Genomic DNA, 18427 nt, shown 5'->3' with positions numbered 1-18427 from the left:
TTTAGGGAACACCGGTTATACATAGAATTCATAAAAAAGAACAGCAAAGGATCTCCGGTGACAGAGCTTAACGACCACTATAGTCAGCACTTAAACTATAACCAGCTCATTCAGCAGGTTGCTGATAGCTTTCCCGAGGGGCCAACTTGCTTTGATTTAGCTCCCCTTGACCAGTTGCATATCGGCGGCATTAAAGCCTCGAAGCAGCTTTTAGAACACATAAAACCTTACTCCCATCCAAGGGTGCTTGATGTTGGCGCAGGTCTCGGAGGGCTGCTTCGCTTAGCCGCTAGCGAGCAAGAGATCGATGGTGTCGCGCTCGACTTTACACACGCATTTAGCCAACTCAACCAAGCGCTCAACCTGCTGTCTGGCTCTGAATGTATCTCGGTTGTTTCAGGCGATGCGCAGTTACTCCCCTTTGCGAGTGACTATTTTGATTGCGTCATTTTCCAACATTCGCTCCTAAATATTCCTAAGCCAAGCGAAGCATTAAAAGAAGCTCTACGCGTTCTTAAGCCGGGCGGTCGTATCGTCTGTCATGAGGTGATCAAGGGTCAAAACCCTGAGGCGATTGAGTTTCCAGTGCCTTGGGCGGCAAGAGCGGAGCTATCTTTCCTCCACTGCGCTCAGGATATTCGCCGACAAATTGAAAGCGCAGGCTTTGAGATATCAAGCTGTGATGATTGGACCGAACAAGCCCTAATGTGGCGCGCTCGCCAGACAGGCAAAGAGCAGTCTGGCCAAGCAAGATCTGGACTCAGTCCTGCTGCGGTGCTTGGGAACCAGTTCGCGACAATGGGAAAAAACGTACATCAAGCACTGCAAAACGGCGCTATCGGAATTATTGAGCTTTCTGCTCAAAAACCTCAGAGCAGATAAGTATACCCTGAGGTTTTAAATGGGTTAGATCGCCCAATCAGGTTGGGGCCGCTGTTGTTTCAAATGCTCCACCATATCGACGAACTCAAGCGGCTTCGTAAAGAAGTACCCCTGCCCAATATCGCAGCCATATACTCGCAACAATGCGAGCTGATCTGCATCTTCTATCCCTTCAGCGACAACTTTTAAACCCAGCTTGTGAGCCATGCCTACAACGGTGTGCGTCAATGTTGCATCGCTCTTATTAGAGACGATGTTGGTCACGAAACAGCGATCAATCTTCAGCGTTGATACGGGGAAACGCGTCAAATAGCTAAGGGAGCTATATCCTGTACCGAAGTCGTCAATACTTAGTGTCACACCAAGCTGCAACAAACCATTCAAGATAGGTTGCAACTCCTCCATACTCTCTGCCAATAACGACTCTGTAATTTCCAATTCAAGCTTCGCAGGTTCAAGACCCGACTCATTCAAAACACGAGAAACCGTCGCAATAATGTCGGAGTTTGTAAGCTGCCTCATCGAAACATTCACTGCCATGGTTAATGGCTCAGAGGAATAGGACTCAAACCGCTGCAGATCGGCACACGCTTGTACGAGTGCAAACTCGCCCAACTGATCGATAATACCAATATCTTCAGCTACCTCGATAAACTCGTCTGGGCGCACCAAGCCGAGCTTACCGCTATTCCAACGCATCAAGGCCTCAAAACCATAGACACGCTCGTCGTGGATATGGTTCTTTGTTTGATACACCATAAAGAGTTCTTTGCGCTCTAACGCGTTACGTAACTCGGATTGAATTTCGACAAGACGTTTGTTTCTCTCATCCAACTCATGATCAAAAAAGCTATAACAGCTCCGACCACGATTTTTAGCCTCGTAGAGCGCGATATCAGCCTGCTTCAAGACACCTTCTGGTTCCGCGCTATCCTCAGGGAAGCAAGAGATACCAACACTCACGGAAGTAAACAGTTTTTTACCATCAAGGAATACCGGCTCACGCATCGCTGCCAACAGCGCTTCGGCCATAGCAGTGACTTCATACTTTTCTTCAAACCCCATGAAAATAAGGAACTCGTCACCGCTCATATGACACGCGGTGCCAGCACTGCCCACCACCTTTTGGAGCTGTGCAGCAACGTACTTAAGAAGCTGATCACCCAGCAAGTGACCAAACGTATCGTTCACTTGCTTAAAGTTATCCATGTCCATATATAGGATGGCCACTTTACCATCTTGCTTCCAAGCCGTTTTCATCTTTTCAGCCAGCAGGTCATTCGTTCTTCTACGGTTAGGCAACCCTGTCAGAGCGTCGTAGTTGGCCTGCTTATACAGTTTCACCTCGGCTTTTTTACGCTCGGTAATATCCTGGGCGATAATTACGTAGTTTGTGATGTGCCCAAGATCATCCGTCATTGAGCTCACCGAGAACGAATACCATTGCTTTTCTTCGCGAGCACGGCGTTCCCCATACCAGTTGTTGCCATGCTGCAGGTTTTCGGAGATTAACGACAAGTCTCCCGCCAGCACCGTGTGCGGGAACACTTCAGTAAGCCTGCGCCCCTCTTCAATGCGGCGCGGATCGTCACCGGCAATACCTAAACGGCTATTTGCGTATTCAATCACCCAATGCGAGTCAGTCACAACAACACTACTTGGGCTCTGCTCAATGGCCTGTGAGAGTTTGCTCACGTTACTCTCTGCTTCATTGCGCGCCACCTCAACACGTGAGGCACGGCTAAAGATGTTACGGAAAACGAGCAAGCCAGCACCCAAAAAGATCAGCACCGTCAGCGCAACAAACTTCATCCGCTCCAGCCATCGCTGGTAGAGGTCATGCGATGGCAGTGCACTCACCACAAACATCTGATACTTATCAAGGTGGCTCGCTGTAATGAGCAGGTCTTCGTCTTGATAATTCACCTTGGCCGAAGACTCGGCCTCAGGATTGGTAATACTAGAAAGCGTATCAAGAAATGGCTCGGTTACCGTAAAAGATAGGAAGCTTTGCCACAGGGTTTCTGTTTCTGGGAAAGCAAGGTAGATACGTCCATCTTCACCGACAAGCATGGAACGACGTCCGGCTTCCGATTCCTCAGCTTCCTGCCAAATGGTGTTATTACCAAGCATACGATAAGCTGCAACCACATAACCATTGGGCCGACCCATATCGTCAAAAATCGGAGCCCGCAAAGGTAAAACGTTCTCACCAACAAAGCTTGGTCGGAATGGACGGCCGATAACTGAGTCATCGCTTTCATACAGATCAAGCCAATCCGTTGCTGATAGATCGCCCGTAGCCGCGATCACTGTCCCACGACGATCAAGAACAGCAAGCACTCGCATCTGCGGTGTGGCTTGCAGAAAGTCATTTAAACGCCCAGAAAGGTCTTCTCGGGTGGTGGATCGCTCTCGAAGGTCTGCGGCCAGATCCGTCAAAAGCGTTTCTTGGTGATTAAAAAACCGTTCGATAACTTGAGTCAGAGTTTTATTGTGCGGTTCTAACGACTCAACTGCTTGGCCCTTCACATCTATCCACGTTGCGTATCCAAACGTAAAGAGTGCCATCAACATCAGCAGCGCCAACAAACTATATAGCAGGTTGAACCAACGCGAGGTTCTGCCAAATCCTTTAATCATCTTTGCTCCACTAGCAGGAATCGCAAACGCGGTACCTCTTAAACGAGTTCAGTACCGTAATAATCCATTAAAAATAGCAGGTTTTTAGTATAACTGGATAAGATAAGCCGAACATTAGACTGTTGCACAACACTTGATCGCTCCCAGCTCCTTCTGCTCATACCGCTTTGATTTCACAGCGATATTCATTGAGCGTAACTTCCGATACGGGATAATCACGTTGCGGAAAAATCATCAGCTGCATGCGTGCTGCACCCTGACCGTTTTTTATCGGGGTGCGAATATGCCCAACTTCCTCAATTTGCTCACGGCTACTTCCCGAGTGCAACGTTAATATCGAGTTACAAGAAACATTGGCTGCTTCAAATCTATCTGGCGCAGTAATCGCAAGGTCAAGATCAAGTAAGCACCCTTCAACATGTTGCTCGCTATCATCGGCCGGTAAGCAATTCAGTTTCAGTGCGATTACATCCACCGATGGCTCAACAAATTTTGGTTCAGCAGGGCTGAGAAAGTTAACATGCATCCAACCACGCTGTTCACCGCCCTCTTTCCGATAACGCACATCAACCCAACTGTTCTGGATTCTCATCGCCTCAACGATAGCATTTTTATGGAGTTGGAACTTTACAGCGTAGTTCGTTCCCGGCCCCGAGCGCACATTAATCGGCTCATCGGTTACAACATACTCTTGTGCACCCGCTACCATGGTAACCAGTGAAACACTCAGACTGAAAAGTACACAAATTATTGTTTTCATAGGTCCGTCAACCCTACTTCATCAAAACCGCTTCGTAAGATGCTGCCTGCAGCGTAAAGCTTACTGCCGTTGGATATATCGCTGGTGCGACAAAACGCCACATTCCACTTATACTGGCTCGACGCTATTCTAATGCTAACACTTGATACAAAAGAGCCATATGAAATCCAAGCAGAAGGCACTCATACTGCTAACCCTAGGGGCGGCCACACTTCTGATATTAGGTAATTTAAACCAGATTACCTCGGCAACAAAAGCACCTGCAAGCACTCTTGTACCGCTTTCTGAGTGCTCTCTTGAGTCTGGGCGCTGCACCGCTTCGCTCAATGGCCAAGAGATCGTTTTATCCGTTGATAGCTCGCCTGCTTCTCTTAAGCCTCTCGCATTCGAACTTGATACACATGGATTGGGAGAGATTAAAAGCGCTAGCCTTAACCTAAAGGGAAAGGAGATGTATATGGGCATCAACCAAACACCATTTAGCATCTCAAATAACCATTGGACCGCAACAACTGAGCTAGCTGTTTGCACGACAGGCAAAATGGTTTGGCAAGCGGAGGTTGTCATACTTCGTGATTCTGACAACGCTCCCATAACGGCAATCTTTGAGTTTGAAGCAAAATGAGCAAACAAACATTAAGCACCTTGCGTACTCTCCTAGTCTTAACCTTCTTCCTCTTGTTGGGCTTAGCAATTGCATTTGCTTATCGCCCTGCAGCAACTGAGGAATCACGTTACAGTAGTTTGGGCGGAGACTTCACCTTGCAATCAGCCACAGGCGAAGTGTCACTTGCAGACTTCAAAGGCAAGGTTGTGGCGCTGTATATCGGTTATGCCTCCTGTCCGGATGTCTGCCCAACCGCACTTGCCGTTACAACGCAAGCCTTCAACGAACTCTCGGAAACGGAGCAACAAGCGGTTGCCGGCGTCTTTGTATCAGTTGACCCAGACAGAGATACACCCGAACGTCTCGCCACCTATGTTCAGTTTTTCAGTCCGCTCTTTACCGGCTTAACAGGCAGCCGAGAAGCGATAGATCAGGTCGTTAAGCAATACGGAGCTTTCTACCGAATGGTAGAAATGAAGGACTCTGCGATGGGCTATGCCGTGGATCACTCATCGCGTATCTATTTAATCGATCAACAAGGTAATCTCGTTAAAACCTTGTTGCATAACACCTCTCCCGCTCAGGTTCTCACGGAGATTCGAGCGCTATTGGGCAGTAACAAATAAGGAAGATGAAATGAAAAAGGTTTTGTTTGCGACGCTACTAAGCGCAGCTTCACTGTCACACGCAGACGTTGTGGTAGAAAATCCCTATGCGCGCGCGGTTCCGCCTGGCCAGATGAATAGCGCAGCGTTCATGATGCTCAAAAATACCGATAGCGCACCTGTTGCACTTATCGCAGCAAAAAGTGACGTTGCAAAATCAGTTGAGCTGCATAATCACATCAATGAAGAGGGAGTGATGCGTATGCGCCAAGTCAAAGAGATTACGATCCCGGCTAACGGCATGACCAATCTGCAGCCGGGTGGCTACCATGTCATGTTTATCGGTCTCAATACAGACCTGCCTGAAGGAAAGAACGTAGACGTTACTTTGCAGTTCTCTGACAACAGCAGTCAGACAGTGACGTTACCTGTTAAGAAGGTGATGGCTGGGATGAAGCACCACCAGCACAAGCACTAAGCTTCCCGCACAGCAGGTGTTGAAACCCTATCAGCACATGCTGTGCTAATTATGCCGCGTTGTTTCCCCACCTCCTGTTCTCAACTGCATACGACCCATGCTTCCAAGTAATCCCCAAAAGATGACTGCACAAGCAGCGTAACCAGAAAGCCAAAAGCATTTCCCCCTCTACTGAACGCCAAATGGAGTTTGCTTCGGGACATATTATGAGACCCACCAGCGACACACGATGTGTAGCTGCTGGCTCACCACTCGTTAGCACATGCTGCAACCGCGCAAACGCGTGTCAAAGTGTGTGTAGATCGCTAAACAGCATTCAACTTCTTCAAATTCGCCGAGATATTGCGTTTTATAGGACTGCACATAGTTGACACTACGCACTTCTGGATCATCTGTTTTGGCGACCACATAAGATTTAAACCCCACCCGATAGACTCCAGCATAAAGGGGATAACAAGGTACACCGGCTTCTACCCTCAAAACCGCGGGCTGCGCCAAACGCAGCGCTGGAATTTTCAACTCGTTCCCTTGATGAAGCATCAAGAAGTACTCAGCCTGCCCTATGTTATCGAACACACCCAGCACATACTCAACCGCATCTGTGCTTTTATCCTCCTGTATCCGCGTAGCGTAAAGATACCAGCGCTCTCCTGCATCCAAGCTCAGGTGCAACAAGCGGTAAAGGAATGTATCGGTAGCGACTTCACCAAAATAGGATGAACCAAAGGGCTGAAAGGGATTTTCAACCACTGGGGGAATTAGTTTACTCATAGCACAAAATCAAAATAAGAAAACACTAATATACAAGATAATCGCACTTCGCACACTGAGCTTTATACCAAGACACGCTAAAAGCAGCTTTCTTGAAAAAAGAGATCTCGGACGCGACATTCCGAATCCGAACACTCACTGCAACAGTAGCCAATCACTGAGACGGCAAAAGTGGCATCAACCTTACCTAACACAGATGATTTAATCAGCAGAAAAGAGCTCACCGAACGGCAGATAGGAAGCAAAAAAACGGCCCCAAAGGGGCCGTAGGAATGCGGGTTTTCCGCGAGATACCTGCGACGCATACCGCAAAAAACCAGTATGCGGGGGACAGAGGTTTAGAAAAAACCGAGTGGGCTTTCGCCGTAGCTAACCAGCATATTCTTCGTTTGCTGGTAGTGCTCAAGCATCATTTTGTGCGTTTCACGGCCTACACCCGACTTCTTGTAACCACCGAATGCGGCATGCGCTGGGTATAGGTGGTAGCAGTTCATCCATACACGGCCGGCCTGAATGCCACGACCCATGCGGTAAGCGATGTTTGTGTCACGGCTCCAAACACCTGCGCCAAGACCAAACTCAGTGTCGTTTGCGATAGCTAGTGCTTCCTCTTCTGTTTTAAAGGTCGTCACAGAAACCACTGGGCCGAAGATCTCTTCTTGGAAGACACGCATATCGTTGGTGCCTTTAATGAGCGTAGGCTTGATGTAGTAGCCACCGCCGTATTCGCCCTCAAGCTGCTCAACGCCGCCGCCCATTAGGATCTCTGCGCCCTCTTCACGGCCGATATCCATATAACCTAGAATCTTGTCGAACTGCTCTTGAGACGCCTGAGCACCCACCATCGTTTCCGTATCGAGTGGGTTACCACGTTTGATCTGGCCGGCACGTTCAATCACTTTAGCGATGAACGCATCAGCGATGTCTTCTTGCACCAACAAGCGCGAAGGACACGTACAAACCTCACCCTGGTTGAAGTATGCCAACACCGCACCTTCAACAGCTTTGCTGACGAAGTTATCGTCTTGATCCATCACATCATTGAAGTAGATGTTCGGTGACTTACCACCCAGCTCTGTGGTGGATGGGATAATGTTTTCAGCCGCACATTTCATGATGTGCGAACCCACCGGCGTGGAACCTGTGAAAGCGATCTTCGCAATACGCTTGCTAGTTGCCAGTGCTTGGCCTGCTTCAGCACCGTAGCCGTTGACGATATTCAGCACACCCGCTGGCAACAGATCACCGATGCACTCCATCAGCACCAAAATAGAGGCAGGCGTCTGCTCAGCAGGCTTCAGAACAACACAGTTACCGGCCGCGAGCGCAGGCGCTAACTTCCATGCAGCCATCAGCAGTGGGAAGTTCCAAGGGATGATTTGGCCAACAACACCCAGCGGCTCATGGAAATGATATGCAACGGTTGTTTCGTCAATTTCGCCAATCGTGCCTTCTTGTGCGCGAATACAGCCGGCAAAGTAGCGGAAGTGGTCTGCTGATAGAGGCACATCGGCGGCCAACGTTTCACGTACCGCTTTACCGTTATCCCACGTTTCAGCAACAGCCAAACGCTCCAAATTCTCTTCGATGCGATCAGCGATTTTTAGCAAGATGTTTGAACGCTCCGCAACAGACGTTTTGCCCCATGCGTCTTTCGCTGCATGAGCTGCATCTAGCGCTAGCTCGATATCTTCCGCCGTAGAACGTGGGATCTCACATACCGCTTCACCGTTTACCGGTGAGGTATTTGTGAAGTACTGGCCATTAACTGGCTCCTTCCATGTTCCGTTGATGAAGTTACCGTAACGTTCTTTGAATGAAACTACAGACCCGTCTGTACCTGGCTTTGCGTAAATCATCTTATGAGTGCCTCTTGTTTTTATTCACCTGTCTGTTGCGACAGCGCTGTTTCATGACACCCTCATAGTAGCTAGCCACCTCAAATGGTCGGTATCATCCCTTGGAATCGAAAAATTACTCCTTTGGTAGTAATTAGCTTGGGCCTGAGCATCAGTTCAACAGCCCACCTCTCTGGCATTAGTGTTTCTAAGAGCCCCCTTAAGAATCCTCCCTTACAACGGCATTTTTACTCATATTACTGACATAAAGCGCTCCTAAACTCCCTTCCCATCAAAACGAGCTAACTCAAGAAGGTGTGGAAATAATGGGAAAACTCATACTGGTTATGATCGACGGCATCAGTGCTGAGCACTTCGAAAGCTACCGTCAGCACCTCCCTAATCTGGATCGTTTAGCCCGCGCAGGCACGCAAGTGTCAGGGATGAGCCCAGAAATTTGCGGCACCTCGTGTCCGGGGCGCACCTCGATTATTGCAGGCGTCTCTCCGGCTGAGCATGCCATCTATGGCAACTTGATCTTTGCCGACGGTCAGTTTCGTTGGGCCAACCCTTATGATGTGAAATGCCCAACCTTGCCGGCTTTGGCTAAACAACAAGGGCTCGATGTGGCATCTATTGGCTACGGCATGGTTCGCCCTGAAGATACATCGCTCTACTGCGGCCCATGGTGGGTAGACGAGATGATCATGCGCGGTAAAGATGAGCAGCCTTGCACTGCAGATCAGCAATGGTTACGCGCAAACGGGGTCATTGATCCTGATGGACGCATTGCCGCCCTCAACACCGAGACACCGGTAAAGCCAAACCAGACGCCGGATATCAAGCTGCAGATGGGGATGCTGGCTGATCAGCAATATCTCGATATTGCAGCGGGGCTTGCCACATCATCACAAGCACCCGACTTTATCCTCTTAGAGATTACGATCACCGACTACTTCCTACACAAGTTCGGGCCAGACCACGATTTAACACGCTGGTCTCTACGCACCGCCGATGCACAACTCGGAACACTGATTGCACGGTTGGATGCTGCCAATATGCTCGATCAGTACAACTTTGCGATCTGCAGTGATCATGGACACAACGCAATGCCACGTGCGCTCTACGTCGACCGCCTGCTAGGCGACGACGTGATCTGGAGCAGCGAAGGCGCCATGCTGCTGATTAAGCCCGCAAACCCAATGGAGTCCGAGCGCATTACGAAGCTCCTGTGTGACGAAGGCATCGAGCCATGGAATAACGACTTCCTACCGCCAGAAGACGCTGCGCAGCTACTCGTGTTCACCGTGCCGGAGAACTCCGATATCAGCTTTGAGGCCAGCAAAACCGCAGGCGAAGGTATCTATGGCCCGTCAAAATATCGCTCTAATCACGGGATGCGTCCCGGCACTGATGCCGATTTCCGCTTTTGCATCTTCAGCGGTCCCGACGTACCCAGCCGACAGCTTGGGCGCGCAGACAAAACCCAGTTCGCCCAAACCATGGCAGATATTCTCGGGGTTAACACGCCGTGGAAGGCCACCTCTTTGTTGCAACAGCACACTCAGCACAGCGCTGCTTCGATAACCGAAGCGGCGCTTAACTAAACACTTACACACTTCTGGAGAATCACATGAAAACGCTAGCGCTATCCGTGGCAGTCGCTTCAGCTCTTCTTAGCGGCGTGACCGCTGCAGGTAACTTTCGTCTTGCCCATGATGTCGGTTATGCCGGTGCGGAGTCCCTAGACCCCATCTCACCCAACCGTTTTTTCTATGCCAACCAGATGCTCTACAGCCGCTTGGTACGCCAAGACGAAAGTGGCCAGCCAAGCCCAGATATCGCTACACGCTGGTCAGCATCAAAAGATGCCAAAACATGGACACTCGAACTACGTCAAGGCGTTAAATTCCACGACGGGTCCGACCTAAACGCGGCGGATATCAAGTACACGCTGGAACGCATTAAAGATCCAAAGATCGACTCACCAGTGGCAGCCGTACTGGGTGTGATCGATACCGTTAAGGTTATCAACGACCACAAAGTCGAGATCAAACTGTCCGCGCCCCATGCCGATCTTCCGCTGCTCCTGATGGACTACCGCGTGCGTATCATCCCAGAAAACAGCGGTGATGAGATTGCCAAAACAGGCATCGGCTCCGGCCCTTTCATGCTGGATGAGCTTGATCCAGAGGGCACTACCGTATTGAAAGCAAACCCCAACTATTGGGAAGGCGCACCCGCTGCCGACGCGATGGAAATTATCGGGATTCCAGATTCACAAGCGCGTGTGCAAGCCCTTATGGCTGGCCAGATCGACTTTGAAGACAGCGTCCTTTCCCAGCAAAAGCGCCTTTTCACAAACAATCCACTGTTCAAAACACAGAGCATTGCCACGGGCGAATGGCGCGCCCTTGTATTCCGCACCGATACAGCCCCTTTTGATAACGCCAAAGTCCGTAAGGCGCTGCGTTTAGCGGTTGATCGAAATGAGATGATGAAGCTCGTTTCAGGCGAAGGCGCTGGCACCGTTACTTGCGATCACCCCGTCTGGTCAGGAGACCAGTACCGCACCGAGATCAACTGCGATCAAGACATCGCAACGGCGAAGCGCTTGCTTAAAGAAACAGGCTATGAAAACGGGATTGATGTCGAGATCAGCGCCGCTGATAACGAACCCGAATGGCTGCGGATGATTGAGGTATACCAACAGCAAGCGAAACCCGCTGGCATCAACGTAAAGGTCAACATGGTGCCATCAGATGGCTATTGGAGCGATGTTTGGATGAAACACCCAGCCGTGGCAACACGTTGGTCGCAGCGCCCTGCTGATCAGGTGTTGAACGAAGCATTCCGCTCAACCGCAGCATGGAATGAAACCTTCTTTAAAAATGCCGACTTTGACAGCGCGCTCGATAAAGCACGCTCGGAACTCGACTTTGATAAGCGCAAGGCTCTCTATGCGGATCTACAAAGCACCCTTTGGGAGCAAGGTGGTGCACTCATTCCTTACCACCTCAACCAAACCCGCGTGATGCGAAGCAACGTGACCGGTTTAGATCCTGTTGAGAACTTCTCAATTCGCTGGAACCGAGTGAACGCCGACTAACGCCGCGCCTTAGCAGCACCAGAGCACGCACACGCTTTGGTGTTGCTTCACCCAACCTGAAAGCCTTTCCAACAGCCGTGCCATTACTGATACGGCTGCTCGAAACGTTTTCATAAGCTAACGAAAGTAAACCATGATAAAACTGATCCTCCAGCGTTTGGCGCTGGCTTTCCTGACACTAGCCACCGTCTGCGTGCTCGTTTTCAGCGTCACCGAAGCACTACCGGGAGACGTATGTACCGCTTTTCTTGGTCGCGATGCACAGGGCACCCGCCTTGAAAACTGCCGTCAGCAGCGCAATCTCGATCAACCGGCGCTACAGCGCTTCGCCACATGGAGTGCGGGTGTGTTTCAGGGCGATTTAGGCACCTCGCTAAAGCGCGACAAACCCATCAATGATCTAGTGGCCAACCGAATGCGCAACACCGCAGTCCTGGGCCTGGGGGCGGCGCTCATTGGTATTCCTATGGCGATACTACTTGGCGTACTGGCGGCGTTACGTCGTGATCGCACTCCTGATATGGTGATCTCTGGCGGTTCTATTTTTGCCATGACGATTCCCGAGTTTGTCACCGCAACGCTGCTCATCTATATCTTTGCGATTCAATTACAGTGGTTTCCAGCCATTACCACCGTTCGGCACAGCGCCCCATTGAGCGAGCTGATCCCAAATACTATCTTGCCGATGGTGACGCTCGCATTGGTAATGATGGCGCACATTCTGCGTATGGTGCGCTCATCAATGATCAATGTGATGGCCAGCGACTTTGTGCAGATGGCACGCCTTAAAGGCGTACCTTATTGGCGTATCGTCTTTATCCATGCGCTGCCGAGCGCCATGTTACCGGCGATTAACATCATTGCTCTAACGATCGCTTGGTTACTCGGCGGCGTGGTGATTATCGAGCAGGTGTTTAACTACCCCGGCATCGGCACGTTGATGATACGCGCCATCTATGATCGCGATTTACCGCTGGTACAAGCGATCGCACTGATTTTAGCAGCGGTCTATGTGCTCTGTAACTTACTGGCCGACCTCGCCTCGCTTGCCCTGAATCCACGCCTACGTAGCGCCCGCTAAGGAGCCATAAGATGACCGCAATCACCGCGCCTGTCGCAATACACCCAAATAGCTCCCGTTGGCAACAAGCATGGCAGAACATGCGCCGCTCGACATCGGGCATGATCGGTTTAGCTGTTTTACTTCTACATTTAGTTGCTGCTGCCATCGGCCCGTGGCTCGCACCCCATGACTGGACCCTGCAAAATGGCTATATCATGTTTCAAACCCCATCGTCTGAGTATTGGTTTGGTACCGATAACCTTGGGCGAGATCTCTTTAGCCGCACACTCATCGGCGGCAAAGAGGCGATCACCATCACATTACTCGGCACATTGCTGGCGATGGTGTGGGGCAGCCTAGCAGGAATCACACTCGGCTTTATCGGCGGCAAGACCGACGAGTGGTTCATGCGTTTTGTCGATGCGCTGCTTGCGATTCCATGGCTGCTCTTTCTGCTGCTGATTATCGCTTTGGTTGGTCAAAGTGGGCTGACGTTAGTACTCACGTTAGGTTTTTTCTACGGTATCGCCGTTATTCGTGTAGTGCGCGGCGCCACACTGGAATATGTGCCCAAAGACTTTGTACTGGCGGCCAAAACCCGTGGTGAGAGCAAATTCACAATCGTCACCAAAGAGCTGTTGCCCAATGTGCTGGATGCCCTGCTTGTGGAAGCGGCCATGCGTTGGGCGTGGATGTTACTCGCCTTTAGCTCACTCTCTTTCTTGGGGTTTGGTGTCGTGCCACCCACTCCAGACTGGGGGCTGATGATCGCTGACAACCGCGGCATGATCTCAATTGCGCCTTGGGCAGTTCTCTTCCCGGCACTGGCGCTATCGAGCCTCATCATCAGCATCAACCTTACCGCAGACGCGTTCGCCAAAGCGATTGGCCTTGATCGCGCCAAAGCCCCCGTATAACTGGAAAGCACCATGCACAACTCTATTTTACATGTTCAAGATTTCTCTCTGGGTTATCGCAACCGTGCTGGAGACCTTGTCTCGGTCCTACGGCATATCGACCTAGAGATCCGCAAAGGCGAATCCATTGGTTTAGTGGGCGAGTCAGGTTGTGGTAAGAGTACCTTAGCGCTTGCCATGATGGCGTTTCTGCGCGGCGGATCTGAGGTGATCAGCGGCCAAATCGATTTTCACGACAATAACCTTTTTACCCTCTCCAGCGCGAACCTGGCGTCGCTTCGGGGAGGAAAAATCGGCCTTATCCCACAAAATGCGGGGCAATCATTAACACCAACGATGAAGATTGAAGCCCAATTAACCGAGGCACTGCGGCTGCACTCCAACGTACCGCGCGAACAATGGCGGCAACGCGCCATTGAACTGCTGCAACAGGTCCGCTTGCCCGCTCCCGAGGCGATGCTAGCGCGCTACCCACACCAACTTTCTGGCGGCCAGCAACAGCGCGTTGCGATCGCGATGGCGCTCGCCGGAAACCCTGAGCTATTGGTGTTAGACGAGCCCACCACCGGTCTTGATGTGACCACTCAGGCTCATATCCTTGAGCTGCTGCGATCCTTGCGCCTTGAGATGGGAATGACAATGGTGTTCGTGAGTCACGATCTTGGCGCCGTAGCACGCATTAGTGATCGTATCGCCGTGATGTATGCGGGCGAGATCATTGAGTTGGGGCGCTGCGCAGACGTCTTGCGCACGCCAGCCCACCCCTATACACAAAGTTTGCTGCGCGCGATCCCGCGTTTAGATGCCAAGGGGTTGCCGCCATCACTCGCAGGTTACCCACCCAAAGTTGGCTCTGTCACGCAGGGCTGCGCCTTTGCCGCACGCTGCCAATATGCAACTGACCAGTGCCAGCAAGATGCGCAACTCTTACCCCATAAAGAGCAATGGGTGCGCTGCCACCATGTCGGCCAACTACCGGCAAGCAACACTGCCGTTAGCCACCTAGTGCCGCCTACCAAGCAAAATGCCGATACATTGCTGGATATCAGAGAGCTAAAGATCAGCTATCACAAACCCGGATTTTTCGAGCAGCTGCGCAACCGTCCCGCGCCGGTGGCAACCGTTGACGATATTGATTTAACTCTCAAACAGGGCCAAACACTGGCGCTCGTGGGTGAGTCGGGTAGCGGAAAGTCCACCATTATGAAAGCGATTAGCGGGATTCAAACGCCCAGCCAAGGCCAAATTCAACTGCAGCAAGCTGATTTAAACCAGCCCGTTGAAAAACGTGATCGCCAGTTGAAGCGCAAGGTGCAGATGATCTTCCAAAACCCCGATGCATCGCTCAACCCAAGACATACAGTGTTTGAAATTCTACAGCAGCCATTACGCCTCTACTTCGGGCTCAATAACACCGAGTGCCGCCAACGAGCAGCGGAACTGCTGCAACTGGTGCGCCTTGCTCCTCACTATCTAGACCGGATGCCCGGCCAGCTATCCGGTGGGGAGAAACAGCGAGTCGCAATCGCGCGCTGCTTCGCTGGTGATCCTGAGCTCGTACTCTGTGATGAAGTAACCTCAGCGCTGGATGTATCCGTTCAGGCGGCCGTATTAAAGCTGCTCAAAGAGCTACAGCAAGATAAAGGGGTCACTTATCTATTTATTGCTCATGATCTCGCCGTCGTGAAAGCACTCGCCGATGAGGTGGCCGTGCTCTACCAAGGGCGCCTTTGTCAGGTTGGCTCGGTGGAATCAGTCTTTGGTGGCTATCAGCACCCCTATACCTGCGCCTTGCTCAACGCCGTGCTCCAACCCGATCCAGATCATGCGCCACAACTATGCGGTGATGACACCGCCGAGCAACACCCTCCTGCACAAGGCTGCGCCTATCAGCGCCGTTGTACACTCGCTGAGCCCCGCTGCCGCCAAGCAACACCGCCATGGCAGCAGGCTGGCGGCAACCGCATCCGTTGCCACCTCAGTTTGGATGAGCTATCTAGCCGCAACGGAATGCCAATGCTGATCGATGCAGCCAATTTTTAAGACGATATTTTCAGTTAGGAATGCAAGTTTAACGCTATGGCTATTATTGTTTACGATCTCGACCACACACTTATCAACGCTGATTGTTCTGAACTTTGGTTACAGTATCTGATTGATACCGACCAAGCGGGCACTCAATTGATAGAGGAAGCCGAACGGCAACGTCAGCAGTATATGAACGGCACGCTCGATATGCAGGACTACTTAAAAATGATCCTGAAAACGCATATCGGCCAAACGCCAGATGAAGCAACCGCCGGTATCGATGACTTTATCCGCGATTATGTTGTACCGGCTATCCGCACCGATGCGCTTACTAACATCCAGCAACATCAAGCATCTGGTGATCGCTGCGTGGTGATCTCTGCATCAGTGGATTTCCTTGTTAAACCGATCGCAAAGTTTCTGGGTATCGAAGACGCCATTGGCGTGCAGATCGAAACGCGAGCGGGCTTAATTACTGGCGCCGGTCATGAGGTGATCTGCTATCAGGAGGGCAAAGTATTCTTCTATACGCAGTGGCTACGCGAGCAAAACGAAAGCTCTGCGGGCAGTTGGTTCTATTCCGACTCACACAATGATTTACCACTGCTGGAGCATGTTGATAACCCTGTCGCGGTAACTCCGGACCCGCAACTGCTAGCGGTCAGTGACGCGCGTAATTGGCAGGTGATGCATTGGCAATAAAACAGAGAGAAAGGAGAAGCTGAGCGCGAATGCGCTCAGCGATGGGCTAATAACTTAGCTCTTAGGTAGCTTGAAGGTCCAGACAGTGCCACCTTGGTTAAGGTGCTTCACGCGCTTAGCAACCTCACCACCCCATAGCGGTACTGCGCCACCCCAACCGGAAACAACGGACAGATACTGCTCGCCATCTTGTTCCCACGTTACCGGTGAACCCACGATGCCAGAGCCGGTGTTGAACTCATACTCCACCTCGCCAGTCTTCGCGTTCAAGCCCTTCAGGTAGCCTTCTGGTGTGCCGAAGAAAACCAAATTACCTTTCGTTGCCAGTACGCCGCCCCACAGTGGTGCGTAGTTCGTATGACGCCAGATCTCTTTACCCGTTTTCGGGTCCATGGCACGCAATACACCAATGTACTCGTCGTTCATCGGCTTGATTGTGAAGCCCGCACCTAAGTACGCCGCACCTTTTTTGTAAGCGGTTGGCTCATTCCAGATATCCATCGCCCATTCATTTGATGGCACATAAAACAGCTCGGTATCTTGGCTGTACGCAATCGGCATCCAGTTCTTACCACCGAGGAAGGATGGAATCGCAACAACCGACTTACCTTTTTTGCCATCAGCAGAGTCGGCAGGGTTACCTGGGCGGAACGCTTCGTCGTAGATCGGGCGGCCCGTCTTCGGATCTAGACCTTTTGCCCACGTGATTTTATCCACGAACGGGAAGCCACGGATAAAACCACCATCTTCGCGGTTAAGGACATACATAAAACCGTTACGGTCAGCCGTTGCTGCGGCCTTAACCGTTTTGCCGCCCTCTTGGTAGTCAAAAGAGATCAGCTCGTTTACACCGTCATAATCCCAGCCATCATGTGGAGTCGTCTGGAAGTGCCAAACGATTTTGCCGGTATCGGGATCAATCGCCAAACGCGATGAAGAGAACAGGTTGTCACCTGGGCGCAAGTGCGAGTTCCATGGCGCAGGGTTACCCGTACCGAAGAAAAGTAGATCAACATCTGGATCGTAGGTGCCGCCTAACCATGTTGCTGCACCGCCTGATTTCCACAGATCGCCGGGCCAAGTTTTACCCGCTTCGCCACCGGAGATGCCGTTCTCCATCTTTTTGCCATCTTTCCAGATGTACCCCATGTGGCCTTCAACGGTTGGGCGAGACCACGCCAGCTTACCGGTTTTCGCATCGTACGCTTCAACTTTACCCACGATACCAAACTCACCACCGGATACGCCGGTAATCACCTTACCTTTTACGACAATCGGTGCTGCAGTGATCGAGTAGCCTGCTTTGTAGTCCTCTACCTTTTTCTTCCACTTCACCTTGCCGGTCTTAGCATCTAGCGCAACCAGCTTGGCATCTAGCGTACCGAAGATCACCAGGTTGTCGTACAGCGCAACACCACGGTTGATTACGTCGCAGCACGGCATGATGCCATCGGGCAAACGTGCGTTGTACTCCCAAAGCTCTTCACCCGTTTTCGTATCGATAGCGAAAACACGTGAGTAAGAGGCTGTCACGTACATAACGCCATCTTTGATCATCGGCTGCGACTCTTGGCCGCGCTGCTTCTCACCACCAAATGAGAACGCCCACACCGGACGCATATCTTTTACGGTGCCTGTGTTGATCTTGTCCATTGGACTGTAGCGCTGGCCACGCAAGCCCATACCATTTGAGACGACATCTTCCACTGTCATCTGATCTTTGAGGATATCTTCGTCAGTAACACCTGCATGAACAGCGCCCGCAACTGACATGGCTGCAACGAGGGCAGACAGTGCGAATTTCTTCATCGTACGCTCCTTTACGGATTTTATTCTTGGCTTTAGGAGAGAGTCGGGAAAATTTCCCAAATCATGCAGGCAATTGTTTTGTTTTCGAGTTTTTCCAACAATTAATCAGCCGAAGTAGTTTTCTCATCACTTGGTAGTAATACCGACCAAAGCACCGTCTCTTGCGGCGGCCTCCCGCTTTACGAATCTTTACCTAGCTTTACACGTTAAAACCT

The 18427-nt window shown here is 51.1% G+C and carries 15 protein-coding genes; 10 read left to right on the top strand and 5 right to left on the bottom strand.

Going from position 1 to position 18427, the window contains the following annotated elements:
- Positions 1–57: 57 nt before the first annotated feature.
- Positions 58–882: a methyltransferase domain-containing protein gene (locus tag E4L36_RS13735; protein WP_169051546.1), complete on the top strand. Its 825-nt coding sequence runs from the start codon at positions 58–60 to the stop codon at positions 880–882.
- Between the two features lie 24 nt (positions 883–906).
- Here the strand turns inward: E4L36_RS13735 and E4L36_RS13730 are convergent, their stop codons facing one another.
- Together E4L36_RS13730 and E4L36_RS13725 are read right to left on the bottom strand one after the other, a co-directional pair.
- Positions 907–3525: an EAL domain-containing protein gene (locus E4L36_RS13730; RefSeq protein ID WP_136681077.1), complete on the bottom strand. Its 2619-nt coding sequence runs from the start codon at positions 3523–3525 to the stop codon at positions 907–909.
- A gap of 157 nt (positions 3526–3682) precedes the next feature.
- Complete coding sequence (locus E4L36_RS13725) at positions 3683–4285, bottom strand: SH3 domain-containing protein (RefSeq protein ID WP_136681076.1); 603 nt, start codon at positions 4283–4285, stop codon at positions 3683–3685.
- A 160-nt stretch (positions 4286–4445) separates the two neighbouring features.
- Between E4L36_RS13725 and E4L36_RS13720 the strand changes: the two genes are divergently transcribed.
- The 3 genes from E4L36_RS13720 to E4L36_RS13710 are packed head-to-tail and all read left to right on the top strand — an operon-like array spanning position 4446 to position 5975.
- Complete coding sequence (locus E4L36_RS13720; RefSeq protein WP_136681075.1) at positions 4446–4910, top strand: hypothetical protein; 465 nt, start codon at positions 4446–4448, stop codon at positions 4908–4910.
- Positions 4907–5518: an SCO family protein gene (locus E4L36_RS13715; protein ID WP_136681074.1), complete on the top strand. Its 612-nt coding sequence runs from the start codon at positions 4907–4909 to the stop codon at positions 5516–5518. The genes E4L36_RS13720 and E4L36_RS13715 overlap by 4 nt, the downstream gene beginning before the upstream one ends.
- Before the next feature lie 10 nt (positions 5519–5528).
- The gene (locus tag E4L36_RS13710; RefSeq protein WP_136681073.1) at positions 5529–5975 is read left to right on the top strand and encodes a copper chaperone PCu(A)C; all 447 of its coding nucleotides are present in this window, start codon (positions 5529–5531) and stop codon (positions 5973–5975) included.
- A gap of 255 nt (positions 5976–6230) precedes the next feature.
- Here the strand turns inward: E4L36_RS13710 and E4L36_RS13705 are convergent, their stop codons facing one another.
- Positions 6231–6746, bottom strand: coding sequence for a hypothetical protein (locus E4L36_RS13705; RefSeq protein WP_136681072.1), 516 nt, complete (start codon positions 6744–6746; stop codon positions 6231–6233).
- 338 nt (positions 6747–7084) lie between these two features.
- Entirely contained in the window at positions 7085–8605 is a 1521-nt protein-coding gene (locus E4L36_RS13700) for an aldehyde dehydrogenase family protein (RefSeq protein WP_136681071.1), read from the bottom strand.
- 305 nt (positions 8606–8910) lie between these two features.
- Here E4L36_RS13700 and E4L36_RS13695 point away from each other — a divergent pair, with 305 nt between their 5' ends.
- From E4L36_RS13695 to E4L36_RS13670, 6 genes are all read left to right on the top strand, one after another.
- Positions 8911–10191, top strand: a complete 1281-nt coding sequence (locus E4L36_RS13695; RefSeq protein ID WP_136681070.1) for an alkaline phosphatase family protein — start codon at positions 8911–8913, stop codon at positions 10189–10191.
- A gap of 26 nt (positions 10192–10217) precedes the next feature.
- Positions 10218–11693, top strand: a complete 1476-nt coding sequence (locus E4L36_RS13690) for an ABC transporter substrate-binding protein (RefSeq protein WP_136681069.1) — start codon at positions 10218–10220, stop codon at positions 11691–11693.
- A 133-nt stretch (positions 11694–11826) separates the two neighbouring features.
- Positions 11827–12774 carry an ABC transporter permease gene (locus E4L36_RS13685; protein WP_136681068.1) on the top strand — a complete coding sequence of 316 codons (948 nt, stop codon included), beginning with the start codon at positions 11827–11829 and terminating at the stop codon, positions 12772–12774.
- Positions 12775–12785: 11 nt separating this feature from the next.
- Complete coding sequence (locus E4L36_RS13680) at positions 12786–13673, top strand: ABC transporter permease (protein ID WP_136681067.1); 888 nt, start codon at positions 12786–12788, stop codon at positions 13671–13673.
- 12 nt (positions 13674–13685) lie between these two features.
- Positions 13686–15716, top strand: coding sequence for an ABC transporter ATP-binding protein (locus tag E4L36_RS13675; RefSeq protein ID WP_136681066.1), 2031 nt, complete (start codon positions 13686–13688; stop codon positions 15714–15716).
- A gap of 36 nt (positions 15717–15752) precedes the next feature.
- Positions 15753–16403, top strand: a complete 651-nt coding sequence (locus E4L36_RS13670; protein WP_136681065.1) for an HAD family hydrolase — start codon at positions 15753–15755, stop codon at positions 16401–16403.
- A gap of 54 nt (positions 16404–16457) precedes the next feature.
- Here the strand turns inward: E4L36_RS13670 and E4L36_RS13665 are convergent, their stop codons facing one another.
- A complete protein-coding gene (locus tag E4L36_RS13665) occupies positions 16458–18212 on the bottom strand; it encodes a PQQ-dependent methanol/ethanol family dehydrogenase (RefSeq protein WP_127693984.1) in 1755 nt (584 codons plus the stop codon).
- Between the last annotated feature and the right edge of the window lie 215 nt (positions 18213–18427).

Origin of the sequence: Neptunomonas sp. XY-337 (genome assembly GCF_004959845.1) — a bacterium.
Classification (GTDB): domain Bacteria; phylum Pseudomonadota; class Gammaproteobacteria; order Pseudomonadales; family Balneatricaceae; genus Neptunomonas; species Neptunomonas marina.
This window is presented reverse-complemented; position numbering and strand designations above follow the sequence as displayed.